The organism is Pseudomonas sp. (assembly GCF_030684895.1).
Classification (GTDB): domain Bacteria; phylum Pseudomonadota; class Gammaproteobacteria; order Pseudomonadales; family Pseudomonadaceae; genus Aquipseudomonas.
This window is the reverse complement of record NZ_JAUXXP010000054.1, coordinates 81664-101317: the sequence shown is the minus strand read 5'-3', so window position 1 is coordinate 101317 and position 19654 is coordinate 81664. Positions and strand designations below refer to the sequence as shown.

General features: G+C 61.8%; 20 protein-coding genes. 10 read left to right on the top strand and 10 right to left on the bottom strand.

Annotated features, from left to right (window positions below):
* Nucleotides 1-20 precede the first annotated feature (20 nt).
* Together gyrA and mtnA are read right to left on the bottom strand one after the other, a co-directional pair.
* Nucleotides 21-2789, bottom strand: coding sequence for a DNA gyrase subunit A (gene gyrA / locus Q8M42_RS12375; RefSeq protein ID WP_304869913.1), 2769 nt, complete (start codon nucleotides 2787-2789; stop codon nucleotides 21-23).
* 244 nt (nucleotides 2790-3033) lie between these two features.
* A complete protein-coding gene (gene mtnA / locus Q8M42_RS12370) occupies nucleotides 3034-4110 on the bottom strand; it encodes an S-methyl-5-thioribose-1-phosphate isomerase (RefSeq protein WP_305284047.1) in 1077 nt (358 codons plus the stop codon).
* Nucleotides 4111-4257: 147 nt separating this feature from the next.
* Here mtnA and Q8M42_RS12365 point away from each other — a divergent pair, with 147 nt between their 5' ends.
* From Q8M42_RS12365 to Q8M42_RS12345, 5 genes are all read left to right on the top strand, one after another.
* Complete coding sequence (locus Q8M42_RS12365) at nucleotides 4258-5580, top strand: TRZ/ATZ family hydrolase (protein WP_304869917.1); 1323 nt, start codon at nucleotides 4258-4260, stop codon at nucleotides 5578-5580.
* Between the two features lie 179 nt (nucleotides 5581-5759).
* The gene (ubiG, locus tag Q8M42_RS12360) at nucleotides 5760-6458 is read left to right on the top strand and encodes a bifunctional 2-polyprenyl-6-hydroxyphenol methylase/3-demethylubiquinol 3-O-methyltransferase UbiG (protein WP_304869919.1); all 699 of its coding nucleotides are present in this window, start codon (nucleotides 5760-5762) and stop codon (nucleotides 6456-6458) included.
* Nucleotides 6458-7129, top strand: coding sequence for an N-acetylmuramic acid 6-phosphate phosphatase MupP (gene mupP, locus Q8M42_RS12355; RefSeq protein WP_304869921.1), 672 nt, complete (start codon nucleotides 6458-6460; stop codon nucleotides 7127-7129). The genes ubiG and mupP overlap by 1 nt, the downstream gene beginning before the upstream one ends.
* Before the next feature lie 59 nt (nucleotides 7130-7188).
* Nucleotides 7189-7929 carry a YciK family oxidoreductase gene (locus Q8M42_RS12350; protein WP_304869923.1) on the top strand — a complete coding sequence of 247 codons (741 nt, stop codon included), beginning with the start codon at nucleotides 7189-7191 and terminating at the stop codon, nucleotides 7927-7929.
* 216 nt (nucleotides 7930-8145) lie between these two features.
* Nucleotides 8146-9072, top strand: a complete 927-nt coding sequence (locus Q8M42_RS12345) for a GGDEF domain-containing protein (RefSeq protein ID WP_304869925.1) — start codon at nucleotides 8146-8148, stop codon at nucleotides 9070-9072.
* Between the two features lie 59 nt (nucleotides 9073-9131).
* On the opposite strand, the gene rluB is transcribed toward Q8M42_RS12345, so the two are convergent.
* From rluB to Q8M42_RS12315, 6 genes are all read right to left on the bottom strand, one after another.
* Nucleotides 9132-10331: a 23S rRNA pseudouridine(2605) synthase RluB gene (gene rluB, locus Q8M42_RS12340; protein ID WP_304869927.1), complete on the bottom strand. Its 1200-nt coding sequence runs from the start codon at nucleotides 10329-10331 to the stop codon at nucleotides 9132-9134.
* Between the two features lie 259 nt (nucleotides 10332-10590).
* A complete protein-coding gene (scpB, locus tag Q8M42_RS12335) occupies nucleotides 10591-11382 on the bottom strand; it encodes an SMC-Scp complex subunit ScpB (protein WP_304869929.1) in 792 nt (263 codons plus the stop codon).
* Between the two features lie 2 nt (nucleotides 11383-11384).
* Nucleotides 11385-12083: a ScpA family protein gene (locus Q8M42_RS12330; protein ID WP_304870101.1), complete on the bottom strand. Its 699-nt coding sequence runs from the start codon at nucleotides 12081-12083 to the stop codon at nucleotides 11385-11387.
* Nucleotides 12084-12256: 173 nt separating this feature from the next.
* Nucleotides 12257-13471, bottom strand: coding sequence for a tryptophan--tRNA ligase (locus tag Q8M42_RS12325; protein ID WP_304869931.1), 1215 nt, complete (start codon nucleotides 13469-13471; stop codon nucleotides 12257-12259).
* Between the two features lie 44 nt (nucleotides 13472-13515).
* The gene (locus Q8M42_RS12320) at nucleotides 13516-14145 is read right to left on the bottom strand and encodes an L-threonylcarbamoyladenylate synthase (RefSeq protein WP_304869932.1); all 630 of its coding nucleotides are present in this window, start codon (nucleotides 14143-14145) and stop codon (nucleotides 13516-13518) included.
* Between the two features lie 13 nt (nucleotides 14146-14158).
* Nucleotides 14159-15022: a PHP domain-containing protein gene (locus Q8M42_RS12315; RefSeq protein WP_304869934.1), complete on the bottom strand. Its 864-nt coding sequence runs from the start codon at nucleotides 15020-15022 to the stop codon at nucleotides 14159-14161.
* Between the two features lie 150 nt (nucleotides 15023-15172).
* On the opposite strand from Q8M42_RS12315, the gene Q8M42_RS12310 reads away from it, so the two are divergent.
* From Q8M42_RS12310 to Q8M42_RS12290, 5 genes are all read left to right on the top strand, one after another.
* On the top strand, nucleotides 15173-15472 hold the full coding sequence (locus tag Q8M42_RS12310) for a YciI family protein (RefSeq protein WP_304869936.1): 300 nt from the start codon (nucleotides 15173-15175) through the stop codon (nucleotides 15470-15472).
* A 53-nt stretch (nucleotides 15473-15525) separates the two neighbouring features.
* The gene (locus Q8M42_RS12305) at nucleotides 15526-15927 is read left to right on the top strand and encodes a translation initiation factor 2 (protein WP_304869938.1); all 402 of its coding nucleotides are present in this window, start codon (nucleotides 15526-15528) and stop codon (nucleotides 15925-15927) included.
* 3 nt (nucleotides 15928-15930) lie between these two features.
* Entirely contained in the window at nucleotides 15931-16608 is a 678-nt protein-coding gene (locus tag Q8M42_RS12300) for a response regulator transcription factor (protein WP_304869940.1), read from the top strand.
* A 130-nt stretch (nucleotides 16609-16738) separates the two neighbouring features.
* Complete coding sequence (locus Q8M42_RS12295) at nucleotides 16739-17158, top strand: Spy/CpxP family protein refolding chaperone (RefSeq protein ID WP_304869942.1); 420 nt, start codon at nucleotides 16739-16741, stop codon at nucleotides 17156-17158.
* Nucleotides 17159-17247: 89 nt separating this feature from the next.
* Nucleotides 17248-18591 (top strand): HAMP domain-containing sensor histidine kinase, encoded by a 1344-nt coding sequence (locus Q8M42_RS12290; RefSeq protein WP_304869944.1) that lies wholly within the window; start codon nucleotides 17248-17250, stop codon nucleotides 18589-18591.
* Here the strand turns inward: Q8M42_RS12290 and Q8M42_RS12285 are convergent.
* Entirely contained in the window at nucleotides 18557-19123 is a 567-nt protein-coding gene (locus tag Q8M42_RS12285) for a nitroreductase family protein (RefSeq protein ID WP_304869946.1), read from the bottom strand. The genes Q8M42_RS12290 and Q8M42_RS12285 overlap by 35 nt on opposite strands.
* A gap of 74 nt (nucleotides 19124-19197) precedes the next feature.
* A complete protein-coding gene (locus tag Q8M42_RS12280; RefSeq protein WP_304869948.1) occupies nucleotides 19198-19569 on the bottom strand; it encodes a YkgJ family cysteine cluster protein in 372 nt (123 codons plus the stop codon).
* Nucleotides 19570-19654 lie beyond the last annotated feature (85 nt).

Below are 19654 nucleotides of genomic sequence, written 5' to 3'. Positions count from 1 at the left end.
AGCGCACTCGCCCCGACAGATCACTCTTCGCTGATCGGGCTTTCGTCAGCGGCAGCTTCGGGTGCATCACCTGCATCCGCAACTGCGCCTTCAACACCCTCTTCGCCTTCCAGCAGCTCTTCGTCGTCTTCCGCCGAAGGCTCCTGTACACGCTCAAGACCGACCAGGGTTTCATCCTTGGCCAGCTTGATCAGGGTCACACCCTGGGTGTTACGACCGAGGCTGGAGACTTCGCTGACGCGGGTACGCACCAATGTGCCCTGATCGGAAATCAGCATGATTTCCTCGCCTTCAAGCACCTGCACGGCGCCCACCAGCTTGCCGTTACGCTCGTTGCTGACCATGGCGATCACGCCCTGGCCGCCACGACCGCGACGCGGGAACTCGGCCATCGCAGTGCGCTTGCCGTAGCCACGCTCGGAGGCGGTGAGAATTTGCGCATCGGCTTCAGGAATCAGCATGGAGATGATTTCCTGACCTTCCGGCAGACGCATGCCACGCACACCGCGAGCGGTACGGCCCATGGTGCGGACTTTGCTTTCCTTGAAGCGAATCACCTTGCCGCCGTCGGAGAACATCATCACTTCGCGAGCGCCGTCAGTTACGGCAGCGGAGATCAGGGTGTCATCTTCGTCCAGCTTGAGGGCGATCAGGCCCGAGCTGCGCGGACGGCTGAACTGCACCAGCGGGGTCTTCTTCACAGTGCCTTTGGCCGTAGCCATAAAGATGTAGGCACCGGTCGGTTCATCCGGGGTCTCGTCGTCGGCGTCATCGCCTTCGGCCAAGTCTTCGACCTCTTCAGCCTCGACCACGACGCCTTCGATATCGTCCGGCTCGTCGCCTTCCGGCGCTTGCTGACGCAGGGCCTCGAGATCGACCTGAAGCATGGCGGTGATGCGCTCGCCTTCGTCCAGCGGCAGCAGGTTGACCAGCGGACGACCACGGGCAGCGCGCGAGGCTTCCGGAATTTCGTAGGTCTTCAGCCAGTACACCTTGCCCTTGCTGGAGAACAGCAGCAGCGTGGCATGACTGTTAGCGACTAGCAGGTGCTCGATGTAATCCTCATCCTTCACGCCGGTGGCCGACTTGCCCTTACCGCCGCGACGCTGCGCCTGGTAGGCATGCAGCGGCTGGCTCTTGGCATAACCACTGTGGGAGATGGTGACCACACGTTCTTCTTCGGTGATCAGGTCAGCCAGGCTGAGGTCCAGACGGTTGTCGAGAATCTCAGTGCGACGCTTGTCGCCGAACTCGGCCTTGACCGCTTCCAGCTCTTCGCGGATCACTTCCATCAGGCGCGTGGCGCTGGTGAGGATGCGGATCAGCTCGCCGATCTGGGTGAGAATTTCCTGGTATTCGGCCAGCAGTTTTTCATGCTCAAGACCGGTCAGGCGGTGCAGACGCAGCTCAAGGATGGCCTGGGCCTGTTCCGGCGAAAGAAAATACTTGCCGTCACGCAGGCCGTACTGCGGATCGAGATCGTCCGGACGACAGGCGTCAGCACCAGCGCGCTCGACCATGGTTTCCACCGCACTGGATTCCCAGGGCGTGGCAATCAGCGCCAGCTTGGCTTCTGCAGGAGTCGGCGAGGCCTTGATCAGGGCGATGACCGGATCGATGTTGGACAGCGCAACCGCCTGGCCTTCAAGGATATGGCCACGCTCACGGGCCTTGCGCAGCTCGAATACGGTGCGGCGGGTGACTACTTCACGGCGGTGCAGAATAAAGGCTTCGAGCATGTCCTTGAGGTTAAGGACCTTCGGCTGGCCGTCGATCAGCGCCACCACGTTGATGCCGAACACGCACTGCATCTGGGTCTGGGCGTAGAGGTTATTGAGTACCACTTCCGGTACTTCACCGCGACGCAGCTCGATCACGATGCGCATACCGTCCTTGTCGGACTCATCGCGCAGCTCGGTAATGCCTTCGAGCTTCTTCTCTTTAACCAGCTCGGCGATCTTCTCGATCAGGCGCGCCTTGTTCAGCTGATACGGCAGCTCGCTGACGATGATCTGCTGACGGCCACCGACCTTGTCGATGTCTTCGATAATCGCCCGGGCGCGCATATAGATGCGGCCACGGCCGGTGCGGTAGGCCTCGATGATGCCGGCGCGACCGTTGATGATCGCCGCAGTCGGGAAGTCCGGACCGGGGATGTATTGCATCAGTTCATCGACAGTCAGCTCGCCGTTGTCGATCAGCGCCAGACAACCGTTGATCACTTCCGTGAGGTTGTGCGGCGGAATATTGGTGGCCATGCCCACAGCGATACCGCTGGAGCCGTTGACCAACAGGTTGGGGACCTTGGTCGGCATAACCGCCGGGATCATCTCGGTGCCGTCGTAGTTCGGCACCCAATCCACGGTTTCTTTGTGCAGGTCAGCCAGCAGCTCATGGGCCAGCTTGGTCATGCGCACTTCGGTGTAACGCATGGCGGCTGCGTTATCGCCGTCCACCGAACCGAAGTTGCCCTGGCCGTCGACCAGCAGGTAACGCAGCGAGAATGGCTGCGCCATCCGTACGATGGTGTCGTACACCGCGGTATCACCGTGTGGGTGGTACTTACCGATTACGTCACCGACCACACGGGCGGACTTCTTGTATGCCTTGTTCCAGTCGTTGCCCAACTCACTCATAGCAAACAGCACACGGCGGTGCACGGGCTTCAAGCCATCACGTGCATCCGGCAGTGCGCGCCCGACGATTACACTCATCGCGTAATCGAGGTAGGACTGCTTGAGTTCGTCTTCAATATTGACCGGGAGGATTTCTTTGGCCAGTTCGCCCATGAGTAGCCTTGTTCCTTTTTCTGGTGAAACTCCGCGCCGCTCGTCCTGAGTGGTGTGGAGCCTGTCGCCGAGCCTTAAGGCTCATAGCGACTCACGACAAATCAATAAGTTATGCCATGTATCTGCGCAGGTAAGAGGCCCATAACGAGCACCCCCGAAAACCGCCGGAGCTTACCACAATCACCGCGGCGCACCTATCCCCAGCAGCAGCCTGCCGACCAGCCATGCGTACTCGTTGAAAAACTCAGTGCAGACGCTTGCGGCACATCAATTGCGCCATTTTTTCCGCGTCAGGACGATCAACCACACCCTTCTCGGTGACGATAAAGTCAATCAGGTCCGCCGGGGTCACATCGAATACCGGATTGAGTGCTTCGATCCCACCGGCGATGCGCTTGCCGCCCAGTTCCAGCAGCTCACTGGCATCACGCTCTTCCAGCACGATGTCATCACCGTGTTCCATGGCCATATCAATGGTTGAACTCGGCGCCACCACCATAAAGCGCACACCGTGGTGCATGGCATTCACCGCCAGCTGATAGGTGCCAATCTTGTTCGCCACATCGCCGTTTGCAGCGATACGGTCCGCCCCGACGATGACCCAGGTGATGCCGCGGGTTTTCATCAGGTGCGCAGCCGCCGAGTCGACATTCACCGTCACGGGAATACCATCAGCGGCCAGCTCCCAAGCGGTCAGGCGCGAGCCCTGTAGCCAAGGGCGGGTTTCATCGGCGTACACCCGCTCAAGCAAACCATCGTGAAAGGCTGCGCGAATCACCCCCAGCGCCGTACCGAAGCCGCCAGTCGCCAAAGCGCCGGGATTGCAGTGGGTCAGCAAGTTCTGCTGATTGCCTTGGTGCTTGCGGATCAGATCGACGCCCAGCTGGGCCATGGTCAGGTTGGCTTCGCGATCACTTTGATGAATGCCAATGGCTTCGGCCTCCAGCAGCGCCAACGGATCGTCATGGCTTTTCAGCCGGCGCAGCCGATCACGCATACGATCAAGCGCCCAGAACAGATTGACCGCCGTCGGCCGCGAAGCCGCCAGCAGATCGAAATCCGCCTGCAGCGCCGCACGCCAGTCGCCACCCGCCTGCAGACGAGCCCGCACAGCTAGAACGATTGCATAGGCCGCAGTGATGCCGATGGCCGGCGCGCCGCGCACCACCATGCTGCGGATCGCCTCGGCGACATCCGTAGCCGAGTGGAAGCTCAGCCAGGTTTCCTCGAACGGCAGCGCGCGCTGATCGAGCAGGTGCAGAGCGCCGTCACGCCACTCAATGGCCCGGACCTTCTCTGCCGCTAGCAATTGCTCGCGCATCACACACCTCCGCCGGAAAAAGCCGACCATTATACGCACACCGCCCGGCGCATCGCGCCAGCAGCCCGCCAGATAAAGCGCGTGCAGCTTCAAGCCTAGGGCGTTCCCCTATAAACTCGCCACTTTATATCTGCCGGAAGCGCCACCATGCCCCTAGCCCCACTCGACCTGCTGTTGCTGCCCACCTGGCTGGTCCCGGTCGAGCCTGCTGGCGTGGTGCTGCTGGAACACGGCCTGGGTATCCGTGACGGGCGCATCGCGCTGATCGCCCCGCGCGCTGAAGCACTCAAACACGCAGCCCTGCAGGTGTTTGAGTTGCCCGGACGACTACTCACGCCTGGCCTGGTCAACGCCCACGGGCATGCGGCAATGACCCTGTTCCGCGGCCTGGCCGATGATCTACCGCTGATGACCTGGCTGGAGAAGCACATCTGGCCGGCCGAGGCCAAGTGGGTCAACGAGCAGTTTGTCCAGGACGGCACCGAGCTGGCCATCGCCGAACAGCTCAAGGGTGGCATCACCTGCTTTTCTGACATGTATTTCTTCCCGGAAACCGCCAGCCAGCTGGTACACAGCAGCGGCATCCGCGCGCAGATCAGCATTCCGGTGCTGGATTTCCCGATTCCCGGCGCCCGCGACGCAGACGAGTCGCTGCGCAAGGGCCTGGCGCTGTTCGACGACCTCAAGCACCACCCGCGCCTGAGCGTGGCCTTCGGCCCCCACGCCCCCTATACGGTGAGCGACGACAAGCTGGAAAACATCCGCATGCTCGCCGAAGAGCTGGACGCCGGCATTCATATGCATGTGCACGAAACCGCTTTTGAAGTGCAGCAGAGCCTGGAGCAGCGCGGCGAACGGCCACTGGCCCGCCTGGCGCGCCTCGACCTGCTCGGCCCGCGTTTCCAGGCCGTGCACATGACCCAGATAAATGATGAAGACCTGGCCCTGCTGGTGGAAAGCAACAGCAGCGTGATCCATTGTCCAGAATCCAACCTCAAGCTGGCCAGCGGCTTCTGCCCGGTGGAAAAACTTTGGCAGGCCGGGGTCAACGTCGCCATCGGCACCGATGGCGCAGCGAGCAACAACGACCTCGACCTGCTCGGCGAAACCCGCACCGCCGCCCTGCTGGCCAAAGCCGTAGCCGGTTGCGCCACGGCTCTGGATGCCCACCGCGCGCTGCGCATGGCCACGCTCAACGGCGCACGCGCCCTGGGTCTGGATGAGCAGATCGGTTCGCTGGAGCCGGGCAAGGCCGCGGACATGGTGGCGTTCAACCTCTCCGGCCTGGCCCAGCAACCGGTCTATGACCCGGTATCGCAGCTGCTTTATGCCGGCGGCCGCGCCTGCGTCGAACACCTGTGGGTCGGCGGTAAGCAATTGCTCGACGGCGGCCAACTGACGCGCCTGGACGAACAACGGATCATCGCCAACGCCCGCGCCTGGGGCGCGAAGATTGCTGGAAGAGGATAGGTAGCCCGGATGAAATCCGGGAACAACCGCGCATCTGTTGCGCCCACCCCGGATTCCATCCGGGCTACACAGCAGACACTGCGACAAACTGACATACATTGGACGCACAACAGACGTCCAATCCACCCGGCGAAACTGGCAACATGAGCCTCTCGCTGCAGCCTGATTCAGGGATTTATATGAGCAACGTCGACCACGCCGAAATCGCCAAATTCGAAGCCCTTGCCCACCGCTGGTGGGACCGCGAAAGCGAATTCAAGCCGCTGCATGACATCAACCCGCTGCGGGTCAACTGGATCGACGAACGCGTCGGCCTGGCCGGCAAGAAGGTCCTGGACGTCGGCTGCGGCGGCGGCATCCTCAGCGAATCCATGGCTCAGCGCGGCGCCAGCGTCACCGGTATCGACATGGGTGAAGCACCGCTGGCCGTGGCCCAACTGCATCAGCTGGAATCCGGCGTCAGCGTTGAGTACCGACAGATCACCGCCGAAGCCCTGGCCCTCGAGATGCCCGAGCAGTTCGATGTGGTCACCTGCCTGGAAATGCTCGAGCACGTACCCGACCCAGCCTCGGTGATCCGCGCGTGCTACCGCATGGTCAAGCCTGGCGGTCAGGTGTTCTTCTCCACCATCAACCGCAACCCCAAGGCGTATCTGTTTGCCATCATCGGCGCCGAATACCTGATGCGCCTGCTGCCGCGCGGCACCCATGACTTCAAGAAATTTATCCGCCCGTCCGAGCTGGGCGCCTGGAGCCGCGAGGCGGGCCTTGAGGTCAAGGACATCATCGGCCTGACCTACAACCCGCTGAGCAAACGCTACAAGCTGGAAGCCGATGTCGACGTCAACTACATGATCCAGACACTCAAGGAGGCCTAATGCGCTTGCGCGCGGTTTTATTCGATATGGACGGCACCCTGCTCGACAGCGCGCCGGACTTTATCGCCATTTGCCAGGCCATGCGCGCCGAGCGCGACCTGCCGCCGATTGCCGACAAGCTGATCCGCGATCAGGTCTCCGGTGGTGCGCGCGCGATGGTCGCCGCCAACTTCGCCATGGACCCCGAGGCCGCATGTTTCGAAACCCTGCGCCTGGAGTTTCTCGAACGCTACCAGAGCCACTGCGCGGTGCTGACCCGGCCCTTCGACGGCATGCATGAGCTGCTCACTGACATCGAACAGGCCAAGCTGGTCTGGGGCGTAGCGACCAATAAGCCGGTGCGCTACGCCGAGCCGATCATGCAGCAACTCGGCCTAGCGCAGCGCTCGGCGGTGCTGGTCTGCCCGGATCACGTCAGCCGCAGCAAGCCCGACCCGGAGATGATCCTGCTGGCCTGCGCGAAAATGGGCGTAGAACCCGCCGCCACCCTGTTTGTTGGCGATGACGAGCGCGATATCGAAGCCGGCCGCGCCGCCGGCTGCAAGACCGCCGCCGTCACCTACGGCTATATCCACCCGCAGGACAACCCACGCAACTGGGGCGCCGATGTGGTGGTGGACCATCCACTGGAACTGCGCGCCGTACTCGAACGAGCCCTGTGCAGCTGCTGAAAATCGCCTGCCAGGCGCGCGCCGACGCCACCCGTTTTTGAATTAATGAGGCTTTACCCATGCATGACTATTCCGCCCGCCCCGACCTGCTCAAGGGCCGCGTGATTCTGGTGACCGGTGCCGGCCGTGGCATTGGCGCAACCGCCGCCAAAACCTTTGCCGCCCATGGTGCAACCGTGCTGCTGCTGGGCAAGACCGAAGAAAACCTCAGCCGGGTGTATGACGCCATCGAAGCCGCCGGCCATCCGCAGGCCGCGGTCATCCCGTTCAACCTGGAAACCGCCCTGCCGCATCAGTACGACGAGCTGGCGGCGATGATCGAAGCCGAGTTCGGCAAACTCGACGGCCTGCTGCACAACGCCTCGATCATCGGCCCGCGCACGCCGCTGGAGCAGCTGTCCGGCGACAACTTCATGCGCGTTATGCAGGTCAACGTCAACGCCATGTTTATGCTCACCAGCACCCTGCTGCCGCTGCTCAAACTCTCGACGGACGCCTCGGTGGTGTTTACCTCCAGCAGTGTCGGGCGCAAGGGTCGCGCTTACTGGGGTGCTTATGCCGTATCGAAATTCGCCACCGAGGGCCTGATGCAGGTACTCGCCGACGAAATCGACGGTATCGCCAGCGTGCGCGCCAACAGCGTCAACCCAGGCGCCACCCGCACCGACATGCGCGCCCAGGCCTACCCGGGCGAGAATCCAGCTAATAACCTGCTGCCGGACGCCATCATGCCGGTCTACTTGTACCTGATGGGGCCAGACAGCACAGGGGTCAACGGTCAGGCATTTGACGCGCAGTAAGCCATCACAACTGCCGCCGGTTTTCCGGCGGCAAGCGATTTACCTGGCATCAAATTGCCAGCAGTCCCGTCAGTTAACCGGCAAAGGTTTGCCGCGTACTCGTTTAAATAAATACTAAACCAATGAATTAAAAGCACTTTTTAAGTGATTTTGAGATTGGCACGGAATTCGCTCTAGCCCAGTTATCGTCGCGTACTGCGCTAGAGGTAGAGCTTCATGGCCCCGCACAACCAGTCCAACACCATCGATTTCGACGCTGCCAAATTGCAGCGTCTCGGCTATGCCGGTCGTCTGCAGAAAAACCTCAAGCCGGTCAGCCTGGCACAACTGCGCCAGCAACTGAGCCTGCGCCTGCAAACTTCGCTGGAAGCCGAACGCATTCTTGAGCTGTTCTACAGCGAAGTGCAGCGCCTGGTACCGCTCAGCGCCCTCAGCTACCAACTGGCCTCCTGCGATCTGCGTCTGGAGCTGGGCGAGCGCGGCAACCACTCGGCCGGCTACCGCTTGAATCACGATGGTGAATTCCTCGGTGAGCTGACATTCCGCCGCAACCAGCGCTTCAGTGAGGATGAGCTGGGCCAGCTCGAATCGCTGCTCGCCAGCCTGCTATTTCCGCTGCGCAACGCCCTGCTCTATCGCGCAGCCGTACAAAGCGCACTACGCGACCCGCTGACCGAAACCGGCAACCGCATCGCCATGCAGCAGACGCTCAAGCGCGAAGTGGATATTGCCCGGCGCACCCTGCAGCCACTGTCGGTACTGATGGTCGACATCGACCACTTCAAGCGCATCAACGATACCCACGGCCATCTGATCGGTGATCAGGCACTGAAAGCCGTTGCTACAGCGCTGAAAGACAGCCTGCGCAACGTCGACATGGTGTTTCGCTTCGGCGGTGAAGAATTTATGGTGCTGCTCTCCAACACCAACCGCGAATCTGCCTCAATGGTTGGTGAGCGCCTGCGCATGGCGGTCCTGGGCATCCAGTACCTGGTGGAAAACCGCGCCATCGAACTGTCGGTCAGCCTCGGCTGCGCCACCCTGCTGCCGGGCGAATCGATGGAAAGCCTGCTGCGCCGCGCCGACAACGCGCTGTATGTGTCCAAACGCGATGGCCGTAATCGTCTGTCGATGGCGGGCTAAATACTCGGCAAATAAAAAAGGCGACCCTAGGGTCGCCTTTTTACATCCACCGCAATGGATTACTCCGGCTTAGGACCGCGACCAAAACCTGGGCGCTGACCTTCACGGCTCGGCGGGCTGCGGCGCTTGACCGGCGCACCGGCTGGCTTGCGCGATGGACGCTCGCTCAGCTCGACGCCAGGGCGCTGTGCACCCGGCTTGGCCGGACGCTTCTTGTTGACATCGCTCGGACGCTCGGCAACTGGCGTGCCTTTGCCTTGATCGACACGCGGCGCACGTGGAGTGCGTACTGGACGCTCGCCACGCTCAGCACCTTCGCCACGCGCAGGGCGCGAACGGCCCTGATCGCCAGCCGCTGCCGGACCGCCGCCATGGGCCGGACGCAAAGTCCGCTCCGGACGTGCGGCACGACCTACCGGCTTGGCCGATTTGCGTTGCAGACGGTCGATCTTGTCGCGGGCTTTTTCCTTCATATCCGGCAAGGCAACCGGCTTGAGGCCGACTTCCTCGCTGAGGATATCCACTTCGCGCTGGCTCATTTCGCGCCAGCGGCCCATGGTCAGGTCCGAGGTGATAAACACCGGGCCGAAACGCACACGCTTCAGACGGCTGACCACCAGGCCCTGGGATTCCCACAAACGACGCACTTCGCGGTTACGGCCTTCCATCACCACGCAGTGATACCAGTGGTTGAAGCCCACGCCGCCCGGAGCGACCTTGATATCGGTGAACTTGGCCGGGCCGTCTTCGAGCATCACGCCAGCTTTCAGGCGCTCGATCATCTCTTCATCGACTTCGCCACGCACACGCACGGCGTACTCGCGGTCCATCTGGAAGGACGGGTGCATCAGGCGGTTGGCCAGCTCACCGTCGGTGGTGAACATCAGCAAACCGGTGGTGTTGATGTCGAGGCGACCGATATTGATCCAGCGGCCATCTTTCGGCCGTGGCAAGCGGTCAAACACGGTCGGACGGCCTTCCGGGTCGTCACGGGTGCAGATCTCGCCTTCGGGTTTGTTGTAGATGATTACGCGGCGCACGCTTTCGGCAGCTTCTTCGCGGCGGATCACCTTGCCATCGACGGCAATCGCGTCGTGCAGGTCGACGCGCACGCCGAGACTGGCGACTGCGCCGTTGACCTTGACGCGGCCAGCGGTAATCCAGGCTTCGATTTCACGGCGTGAAGCCAGGCCCATGCGCGCCATGACTTTCTGCAGTTTTTCGCCTGCGGGGCTGTATTCTTCGATTTCTTCACTCATCTGGGCACCTCCCGGTGTTTTCTTTAGTGATTGGACGACTCGAGTCGTCGAAGGGCCGCGGAGCATACGCGAAACGCGGCGCTTACGCACGGATTGAGGCTAGCTGGCAGATGAGCAGTCGTCGGCCTTTGCGACAATCGGCGCCTATGTGCTAGCCCATTACCGTAGCCCGGATGAAATCCGGGGAGCTGCCATCCCGGATTGCGCCAAGGCTTATCCGGGCTACCGTTGATCGGTGGCCCCACCCATCCTACGACCCTCAGTCAGGCAGCTGCTCTTTATCCAGGGCTTCATGAGGCTCTTCGGCATCGTCAAGCTCATCGTCCTGCTCGGGCAGGTCGTCGAAATCGGTTTTCAGACCCTGCTCCATCGAGTCGAGTTCAGCCAGCAGGCTACTGAAGCTGGTTTCCTCGCCCGCTTCCACTGCTGGTTCGTCGGCCAGAGCCAGATCGGCACGCGCCTGCAGGCTTTGCGGCGCTTCCAGATCATCCTCAAAAGCCAACGCCGGCTCGGGTTCCAACTCGCGCAGGGCGGCCAGTGGCGGTAATTCATCGAGGCTTTTCAGGTTGAAGTGATCGAGAAAGGCCTTGGTGGTGGCAAACATCGCCGGTTTGCCCGGCACATCGCGGTAACCCACCACGCGAATCCACTCGCGCTCCAGCAGGGTTTTGACGATATGGCTGTTGACCGCCACACCTCGCACATCTTCGATTTCGCCACGGGTGATCGGCTGGCGGTAGGCAATCAGCGCCAGGGTTTCCAGCATGGCGCGCGAATAGCGCTGCGGGCGCTCTTCCCACAGCCGGCCGACCCAGGGGGCGAAACGTTCACGCACTTGCAGGCGGTAACCGGACGCCACTTCGATAAGCTCAAAAGCGCGTCCTTCGCAGGACTTGCCCAGGTGCGTCAGGGCCTTCTTGAAGACCGCTGGCTCCGGCCGCTCGGCCTCCTCGAAGAGTTCATACAGACGCTCCAGCGATTGCGGCTTGCCGGAGGCCAGCAGAAAGGCTTCGAGCAGGCTGGCCAGCTCACGAGGTTCGTTAAGGTTCATGCTTATTCAGCCCGCGCACGCACATGGATTGGCCCGAAAGCCTCATTTTGCACCAGTTCAACCAGGGATTCCTTGATCAACTCGAGCACCGCCATAAAGGTCACCACCACCCCGAGTTTGCCTTCTTCAGCGCTGAACAGGCTAACAAAGGGCACAAACGCGCCGCCCTTGAGGCGTTCGAGCACTTCGCTCATGCGTTCGCGGGTCGACAGCGCCTCACGGGTGACTTGGTGGCTTTCAAACATATCGGCGCGGCGCAGCGCTTCGGCCATCGACAGCAGCACTTCTTCCAGGCTGACATCCGGCAGCAACTTGCGCGCCCGCGCTTCAGGCGCGTCCAGGCGCGGCACGGTAACGTCACGGCCGACCCGGCTAAGGCCGTCAATGCCTTCTGCGGCGGCCTTGTAACGCTCGTATTCCTGCAGGCGACGGATCAGCTCGGCGCGCGGGTCGTCTTCCTCGGCTTCGACCTCGCTGGAGCGCGGCAACAGCATGCGCGACTTGATCTCGGCGAGCATGGCTGCCATCACCAGGTACTCGGCAGCCAGCTCCAGACGCACCGACTGCATCAGTTCGACATAGCCCATGTACTGACGGGTGATTTCCGCCACCGGGATATCCAGCACGTCGATGTTCTGCTTGCGAATCAGGTACAGCAGCAGGTCCAGCGGGCCTTCAAAGGCTTCGAGAAACACCTCCAGGGCATCCGGCGGGATATACAGATCCAGCGGCATTTCGGTGACCGCCTGACCATACACCAGGGCAAATGGCAGCTCTTGCTGGGCATTGGCCTGATCCTGGGGATGGCTGTCGGGGTGTTCCTGGACTGGCACGCTGGACATGGTCACTCTCGAAATTAGATTCAGCGTTAGGTTCAGCGGTAATTCAGGCCAAGGGCCAGGCGCACTTCACTCAAGGTTTCCCGCGCTTCGGAGCGCGCGCGCTCGGCGCCATCGGCAAGAATCTGCCGGACCAGATCAGGGTTGTCCTGATAATCCGCAGCACGCGCCTGCAGAGGTTGCAGTTCCTGTTGCAGCGCTTCGACCAAAGGCGCCTTGCACTCCAGGCAGCCGATACCGGCGCTGCGGCAGCCTTGCTGCGCCCAGTCGCAGGTCGCGTGGCTGGAATACAGCTGATGCAGCGACCACACCGGGCAATTTGCCGGGCTGCCGGGGTCATCGCGATGCACCCGCGCCGGATCAGTCGGCATACGGCGGATCTTTTCCTCGATCACCGCAGCGCTGTCACGCAGGAAAATCGCATTGTTGTTGGATTTGGACATCTTGCCACCATCGAGCCCGAGCAGCTTGGGCGACTCGCCAAGCATGGCCTGCGGCTCGATCAGCAGAATCTTGCCGCCGCCTTCCAGGTAACCGTAGAGGCGCTCTTTATCACCCAAGGTGATGCTCTGTTGGTCCTTGAGCAGCGCTCGCGCGGTTTCCAGCGCTTCTGCGTCGCCCTGTTCTTGATAGGCCTTACGCAGATTGTTGTAGAGGGTTGCGGTTTTCTTGCCCAGCTTGATGATCGCCGCCTCAGCCTTCTCCTCAAAGCCAGGCTCGCGGCCATACAAATGGTTGAAACGCCGCGCCACATCACGGGCAAACTCGATATGCGCCAACTGGTCACTGCCTACCGGCACCACGCCGGCGCGGTACAGCAGAATGTCCGCCGCCTGCAGCAAGGGGTAACCGAGAAAGCCGAAGGTGCTCAGGTCCTTGCCGTGCAGCTGTTCCTGCTGCTCTTTATAGGACGGCACGCGCTCCAGCCAGCTGAGCGGGCAGATCATCGACAGCAGCAGGTGCAACTCGGCGTGTTCAGGGACTTGCGACTGGATAAACAGCGTCGCCGAACTGGGGCTGACGCCGGCCGCCAGCCAGTCCACAGCCATGTCCATAACGCGCTGGGACAGTGGGCCGACATCGTCGTAATCAGTGGTCAGCGCGTGTAGATCAACGATGCAGAAGAAGCATTCATAGGTGTGTTGCAGCTTCACCCAGTTCTTCAGCACCCCCTGGTAATGCCCCAGGTGCAGCAGACCGCTCGGGCGCATGCCAGACAGCACGCGGCGTTCAGCGTCAACAAGACTCAAAACGGATTACCTGAAAACTCAAAGGAAAACGATTATAGCCAGGATCAGATGTCATTCGTAAAAGGCGACGGATCACCGCAACCCACTCGGAACACCTCGGGCTCATCGTTAAGCAGGCTGACCACGGTGGAGGCTTCCAGCCCGCCAAAACCGCCATCGATGATCAAATCGACCTGATGTTCAAGGATCTGACGCATCTCGTAAGGGTCGCTCATCGGCAGCGTGTCACCCGGCAGAATCAAGGTCACGCTCATCAACGGCTCATCCAGCTCGGCCAGCAAGGCCATGGCAATCGGATGGCTGGGCACACGCAGACCGATGGTGCGGCGCTTGGCATGCAGCAGCATGCGCGGCACTTCACGGGTGGCGTTGAGGATAAAGGTGTAAGGCCCCGGGGTATGACTCTTAAGCAGGCGGAAGGCGGCGGTATCGACCTTGGCAAAGGTGCTGAGCTGCGACAGGTCGCGGCATACCAGGGTGAAATTGTGTTTATCGTCCAGCTGACGCAGGCGGCGGATGCGCTCCACCGCGTTCTTGTCGCCGATGTGGCAGCCGACGGCATAGGAGGAATCGGTCGGATAGATCACCACCCCACCGTTGCGGATAATCTCCACGGCCTGTTTGATCAGGCGCGCTTGCGGGTTTTCCGGATGAATCTGGAAGAATTGGCTCACGCTCGGTTCCTGGTCAAATTGCAGTAGGCTGCTGGACATGTTGAAACCGTGCCCACAGGGGCGGTAGATCCTCGGGCACCGGACGATAGACGCCCAGCTCAGACCACTGGCCTGGCGCGTGGAAATCACTGCCTGCGGTGACAAACATGCCGAACTCCCTCGCCAGAATCGCCAGACTGCCAACCTGTTCGGCTGGCTGCATACCGTTGACTACTTCCAGTGAATGCCCGCCAGCACCGACAAAATCGGCAATCAACTTGCGTCGTTTACTGCGAGTAAAGTCGTACTGCCAGGGATGCGCCAGACTGACCCAGGCACCCGCGCGGCGCAGGGTATCCACTGCCTGAGCCAACTCTGGCCAGTGCTGTTTGACATCACCCAACTTGCCCGAGCCCAGCCACTTGCGAAACGCTTCGGCGCGGTCTTTGACATAACCGCTGCGCACCAGAAAGTCGGCAAAGTGCGGGCGCGCCGGGGCATTGCCGCTGTCGCCCAATTCCTGCTGCATGGCCCGCGCGCCTTCCAAAGCGCCCGGCATACCTTTAGCTTCCAGGCGTTTGCTGATTTCCGCGGCGCGCAGCCAGCGGCCCTCGTGCAGTTCAGCAATCGCCTGCTGCAAGGCCGGTGCATCGCGGTTGAAGGCATAGCCCAAGACGTGAATAGTCGCACCACCCCAGGTGCAGGACAGTTCGACGCCATTGACCAGTTGCATGCCCAGCGCCTGCGCTGCGGCGCCAGCCTCGTCGAGGCCATCGAGGGTGTCGTGATCGGTCAGCGCCAGCACACGCACACCGCGCTCAAACGCCCGCGCCACCACCACAGCTGGCGCAAGGGCGCCATCAGAAGCGGTGCTGTGGCAATGCAAATCAACATCCATAAGGGCGCTTTCCGAGTCATTTATGTTTGTTATTATGCCGCCAGATGTGGATTCTTGCTGGCTTGCGCCAATATTTCCTCGACTTTGCCTGAACAGGCTGCTTTTCTCCCCTGGCAGCGGCCTGCGCCGACGACCTTATTAAGGATTGAAATGCTCTACGCGATCATTGCCACCGATGTGCAGAACTCCCTGGAAAGCCGTCTGAATGCCCGCCCGGCGCACCTTGCACGCCTGGAGCAACTGAAAACTGAAGGCCGCTTGATCCTCGCCGGCCCGCACCCGGCCGTCGACAGCAATGACCCAGGTCCAGCGGGCTTTTCCGGCAGCCTGATCGTCGCCGAGTTCGAATCGCTACTGGCCGCACAACAATGGGCCGATGCCGACCCTTACCGCGCCGCCGGGGTGTATGCCTCGGTGCTGGTAAAACCTTTCAAACTGGTCTTGCCTTGAGCCAATCCCTCGCTGAATAACCCATAACAACAATTACAAAGATAGGAGTTCCGATGCGTCCAGGCCCGCTGTTTCTGCTCTTGACCCTGTGCTTGCCGGCCGTCACCCAGGCCGAGGAAAGCCCGCCGCTGCCATTGACGCAGGCCACCTCGGCGCAGACGCAGATCGATGAACTGGAGCAGCGCCTGGCGCTCAGCGAAGAACAGCGCGAAGCCCTTAGCGCTGAATTGCAAAACAGCAGCAACGAACGTGACACCGTACAACTGCAGCGCCTGCGCCAGGAAAACCAGCGCCTCAAACAGCAGCTGAAAAAAGCCCAGGCCAGCGCACCGCAGCCACTGATCAGCGAACAGCAGATGTGGTTTGCCACGGGCGCCGGCGCCGGTTTGCTCGGGGTGATTATCGGCGCCCTGCTGCGCCGTGGTCGTCGCTCGCGCAGCGAGTGGCTCAACTGACCCATGAGTGATCTGCTGTTAATCGACGACGACGTCGAACTCTGCGAACTGCTGACCAGTTGGCTGAGCCAAGAAGGCTTTCAGGTCAGCGCCTGCCATGATGGCCTCAGCGCGCGCAACGCCCTCGCCAAGCACAGCCCAGATGCGGTGGTGCTGGACGTGATGCTGCCCGACGGCAGCGGCCTGGAACTGCTCAAGCAATTGCGCAGCGATCACCCGGAACTGCCGGTGCTGATGCTTTCAGCGCGCGGCGAACCGTTGGACCGGATTCTCGGCCTGGAGTTGGGCGCCGACGATTACCTGGCCAAACCCTGCGATCCCCGTGAACTCACCGCACGCCTGCGCGCCGTCTTGCGCCGCAGCCTGCCGGCAACGCCCAGCAGCCCGCTCGATCTCGGCGACCTGCATTACAGCCAGGCGCGCGGCACCGTGACCCTGGGCGAACAGGAAGTGCTGCTGACCCTCTCGGAAAGCCGCATCCTCGAAGCCCTGCTGCAACAGCCTGGCGAGCCGGTGGATAAACAGGAACTGGCACAACTGGCCCTCGGCCGCAAACTGACCCTGTATGACCGCAGCCTGGATATGCACGTCAGCAACCTGCGCAAAAAGCTCGGCCCACACGCCGATGGCCGCCAGCGCATTCTTGCCTTACGTAGCCGCGGCTACTACTACAGCGTCTGAGCAGTCGCTGTGTAAATCAGCCGCACAGCGCTCTTTACCCAAGCTTTACCTTGACCTGACGGCCCTTGACCTTGACCGCCCTAGACTGGGCTCATCCGGTGCTTACCGGTTTCAGACAAGGAGACACACCATGCGCAAGACCCTTACCGCAGTACTGCTCGCCCTGACCCTGCCGACCCTGGCTATGGCCATGCCGGAAGACGGCCCACGGCACGGCGGCGGCCATCATGGTGAACATGGCTCGCGCATGTTCAAAGAGCTCGATCTGAGCAAAGAGCAGCACCGCGAAATCCGTCAGCTGATGGGCGAGCAGATGAAAGGCCGCCATGACATCACCAAGCGCTACCTGGACAAGCTGCCGGCGGCTGAACAGAAAGCCATGCAGGACGAATTGCAAGCTGCCAAGGACAAACAGCACAGCGCCATCCGCGCCCTGCTCAAGCCCGAGCAGCAGAAAGCCTTCGACGAGCACCAGAAGAAGATGCAAGAGCGTCGCGCGGAACGTCAGGCATTCAAAGCCTGGCAAGCCGAGCAGGCGAAAAAGAACTAAATCAGGCACTGTTGCCTTTACGCCCATCAGGCTTTGCAGCCTGATGGGCGTACGCATTTCCACTGCAGCCGTTACCAAAAGGAGCCACCGTGCGGTCACTGTTCTGGCGCATCTTTGCCAGCTTCTGGCTGGCTATTGCCCTGGTTGCCGGGCTGTCCATGCTGCTTGGGCGCATGCTCAATCAGGACGCCTGGTTGCTCAGCCAGCATCCCGGCATGGAAAACCTTGCCCAGGCGTGGACCCAGCGTTACGAACAACAAGGCCCACGTGCCGCCCAAGACCTCCTGGAAAATCGAAAACGCGAGTTCCGTATTGACGTACAGGTGCTTGATGACAGTGGCCAAGCCGTGGTCAAAGGCACCTTCCCGCCCCGCGCAGCGGCCTTTGAGGCCCGTCATCGCAATGAAAAACGCCTGCCCTGGCGCCGCCTGAGTGTCGATTACACCAGCCCGCACAGCGGCGAAACCTACTTGTTTATCTACCGCATTCCGAACCCCGAGGTCGCTGCCTGGCAGCGCGAAAGCCTGCTCTGGCCGCTGAGCGCATTGGGTATCGCCATGCTGGTACTGACCCTGTTCAGCCTCTGGCTGACGCTGTCCATCACCCGTCCGCTGAATCGCCTACGCGGCGCCGTGCATGACCTAGGGCAAACCGCCTATCAACAGAACAGCCTGGCCAAATTGGCCGAACGGCGTGATGAACTCGGCGTGCTGGCGGCTGATTTCAACCGCATGGGCGAGCGTGTGCAGGGCCTGATCAGCAGCCAGCGCCAGTTGCTGCGCGATGTGTCCCATGAACTGCGTTCCCCGCTGGCGCGCCTGCGTATCGCCCTGGCGCTGACCGAGCGCGCCGATGCTGCCGAACGGGAAAAATACTGGCCGCGCTTGAGCCAGGAGTGCGACCGCCTGGAGGCGCTGATCAGTGAAATCCTCGCCCTCGCCCGCCTCGATGCAGAGCCGGGCGCGGCGCAGCCGATCAACCTCGGCGAGCTGCTGCACAAGTTGCAGGATGACGCGCGCCTGGACGCGCCGGAGCAACAGCTCATGATTCAGCTGCAAAGCGACCTGCAGTTCAACGGCTGGCCGGACATGCTGCAACGCGCGCTGGATAACCTGCTGCGCAACGCCCTGCGTTTCAACCCGGCTGGCCAGGCCATCGAGCTGACGGCCAGGACAGACGCCGAGCAGCTATGCCTAAGTGTGCGTGACCACGGCCCAGGCGTTGCGCCTGAGCTGCTGGCACGCCTTGGCGAACCCTTCTACCGCGCCCCCGGGCAGACCAGCAGCGGTCACGGCCTGGGCTTGGCCATTGCCCGCCGTGCCACCGAGCGGCATGGCGGCCAGCTGGAGCTGAGCAATCATGCGCAAGGCGGCTTTGTCGCCACCCTGCGCCTGCCGCTTACTCCGCCGAATCAGGCGCAGGCCAAGCCCTGACAAAGTCACCGACCTGCACCTGCGGCACCGCGCGCAATTCACGCTCTGGGGTGCCAAGGTAGAGGTAGGCAATCACCTGCTCATCCGCGCTCAGGCCCAAGCCGGCGGCAACCTGCGGGTTGTAGGCCATATCACCAGTGCGCCAGACCGCACCAATGCCTTGCGCGTGGGCAGCCAGGAGAATGCCGTGGGCGGCGCAGCCAGCGGCCAACACCTGCTCCTGCGCCGGTACTTTCGGGCTGGCCTGTACACGGGCAATCACCACCACCAGCAACGGCGCCCGCAGCGGCATGGCGCGCGCCTTGGTCAAGGCTTCGGGGCTGGCATCGGCGGGCAGTACGCTGGCGAACAGCTCACCCAGCTGCGTCAGCGCATCGCCTTCAACGGTAAGAAAACGCCAGGGCCGCAGCTGGCCATGGTCAGGCGCACGCAAGGCCGCGCGAAACAACAGCTCACGCTGCGCAGCATCAGGAGCCGGCGCAGTCAGGCGCGGCGCGGAAACACGGTTTAGCAACGCATCAAGAGCGTCCATCAGCCACCTCGGCAATTGAAACAGGTGGCCATTCTAGTGCCTGAGCGCCGCTGACGGGCAATGCGTAGCGTTTCTCAAGCCACCCGTTCTGGCGAAATGCTCGGCAATACCGGCGGCATCAACGGCGGCAAGCCGTGTGCGCTGCGCGCCGCATCGCAATGCGGGTTGTGCTCGCCGTTGACCCAGGAGGCTTCGAACTCGCGGCAAGTGCTGGAGCGCTGCTCATATAAGGTGCAACGCACACCCTGGCCGACTTCACCGAGCAGGGCCGTGCAGCGTGTGGGTTTGTGCTCCGTGCCGCGCATGGCGACCCGGTGCGGGGTGATTAGCACCACCCGATCATCGGGCACCACACCACCCGCCGATTGGCACTCACCCCAGAAAAATGACACACGAAAATGCGCGCAGCAGGCGCCACAGCTTAGACAAGGATTGCTATCAGACATGATTTGGCGGGCTCAGAAACCGGTAAGGGCCGGCACCAGGCGGCTATTCTATGCTGCGCCAAGCGCTTGTAAAGCACGCATTACG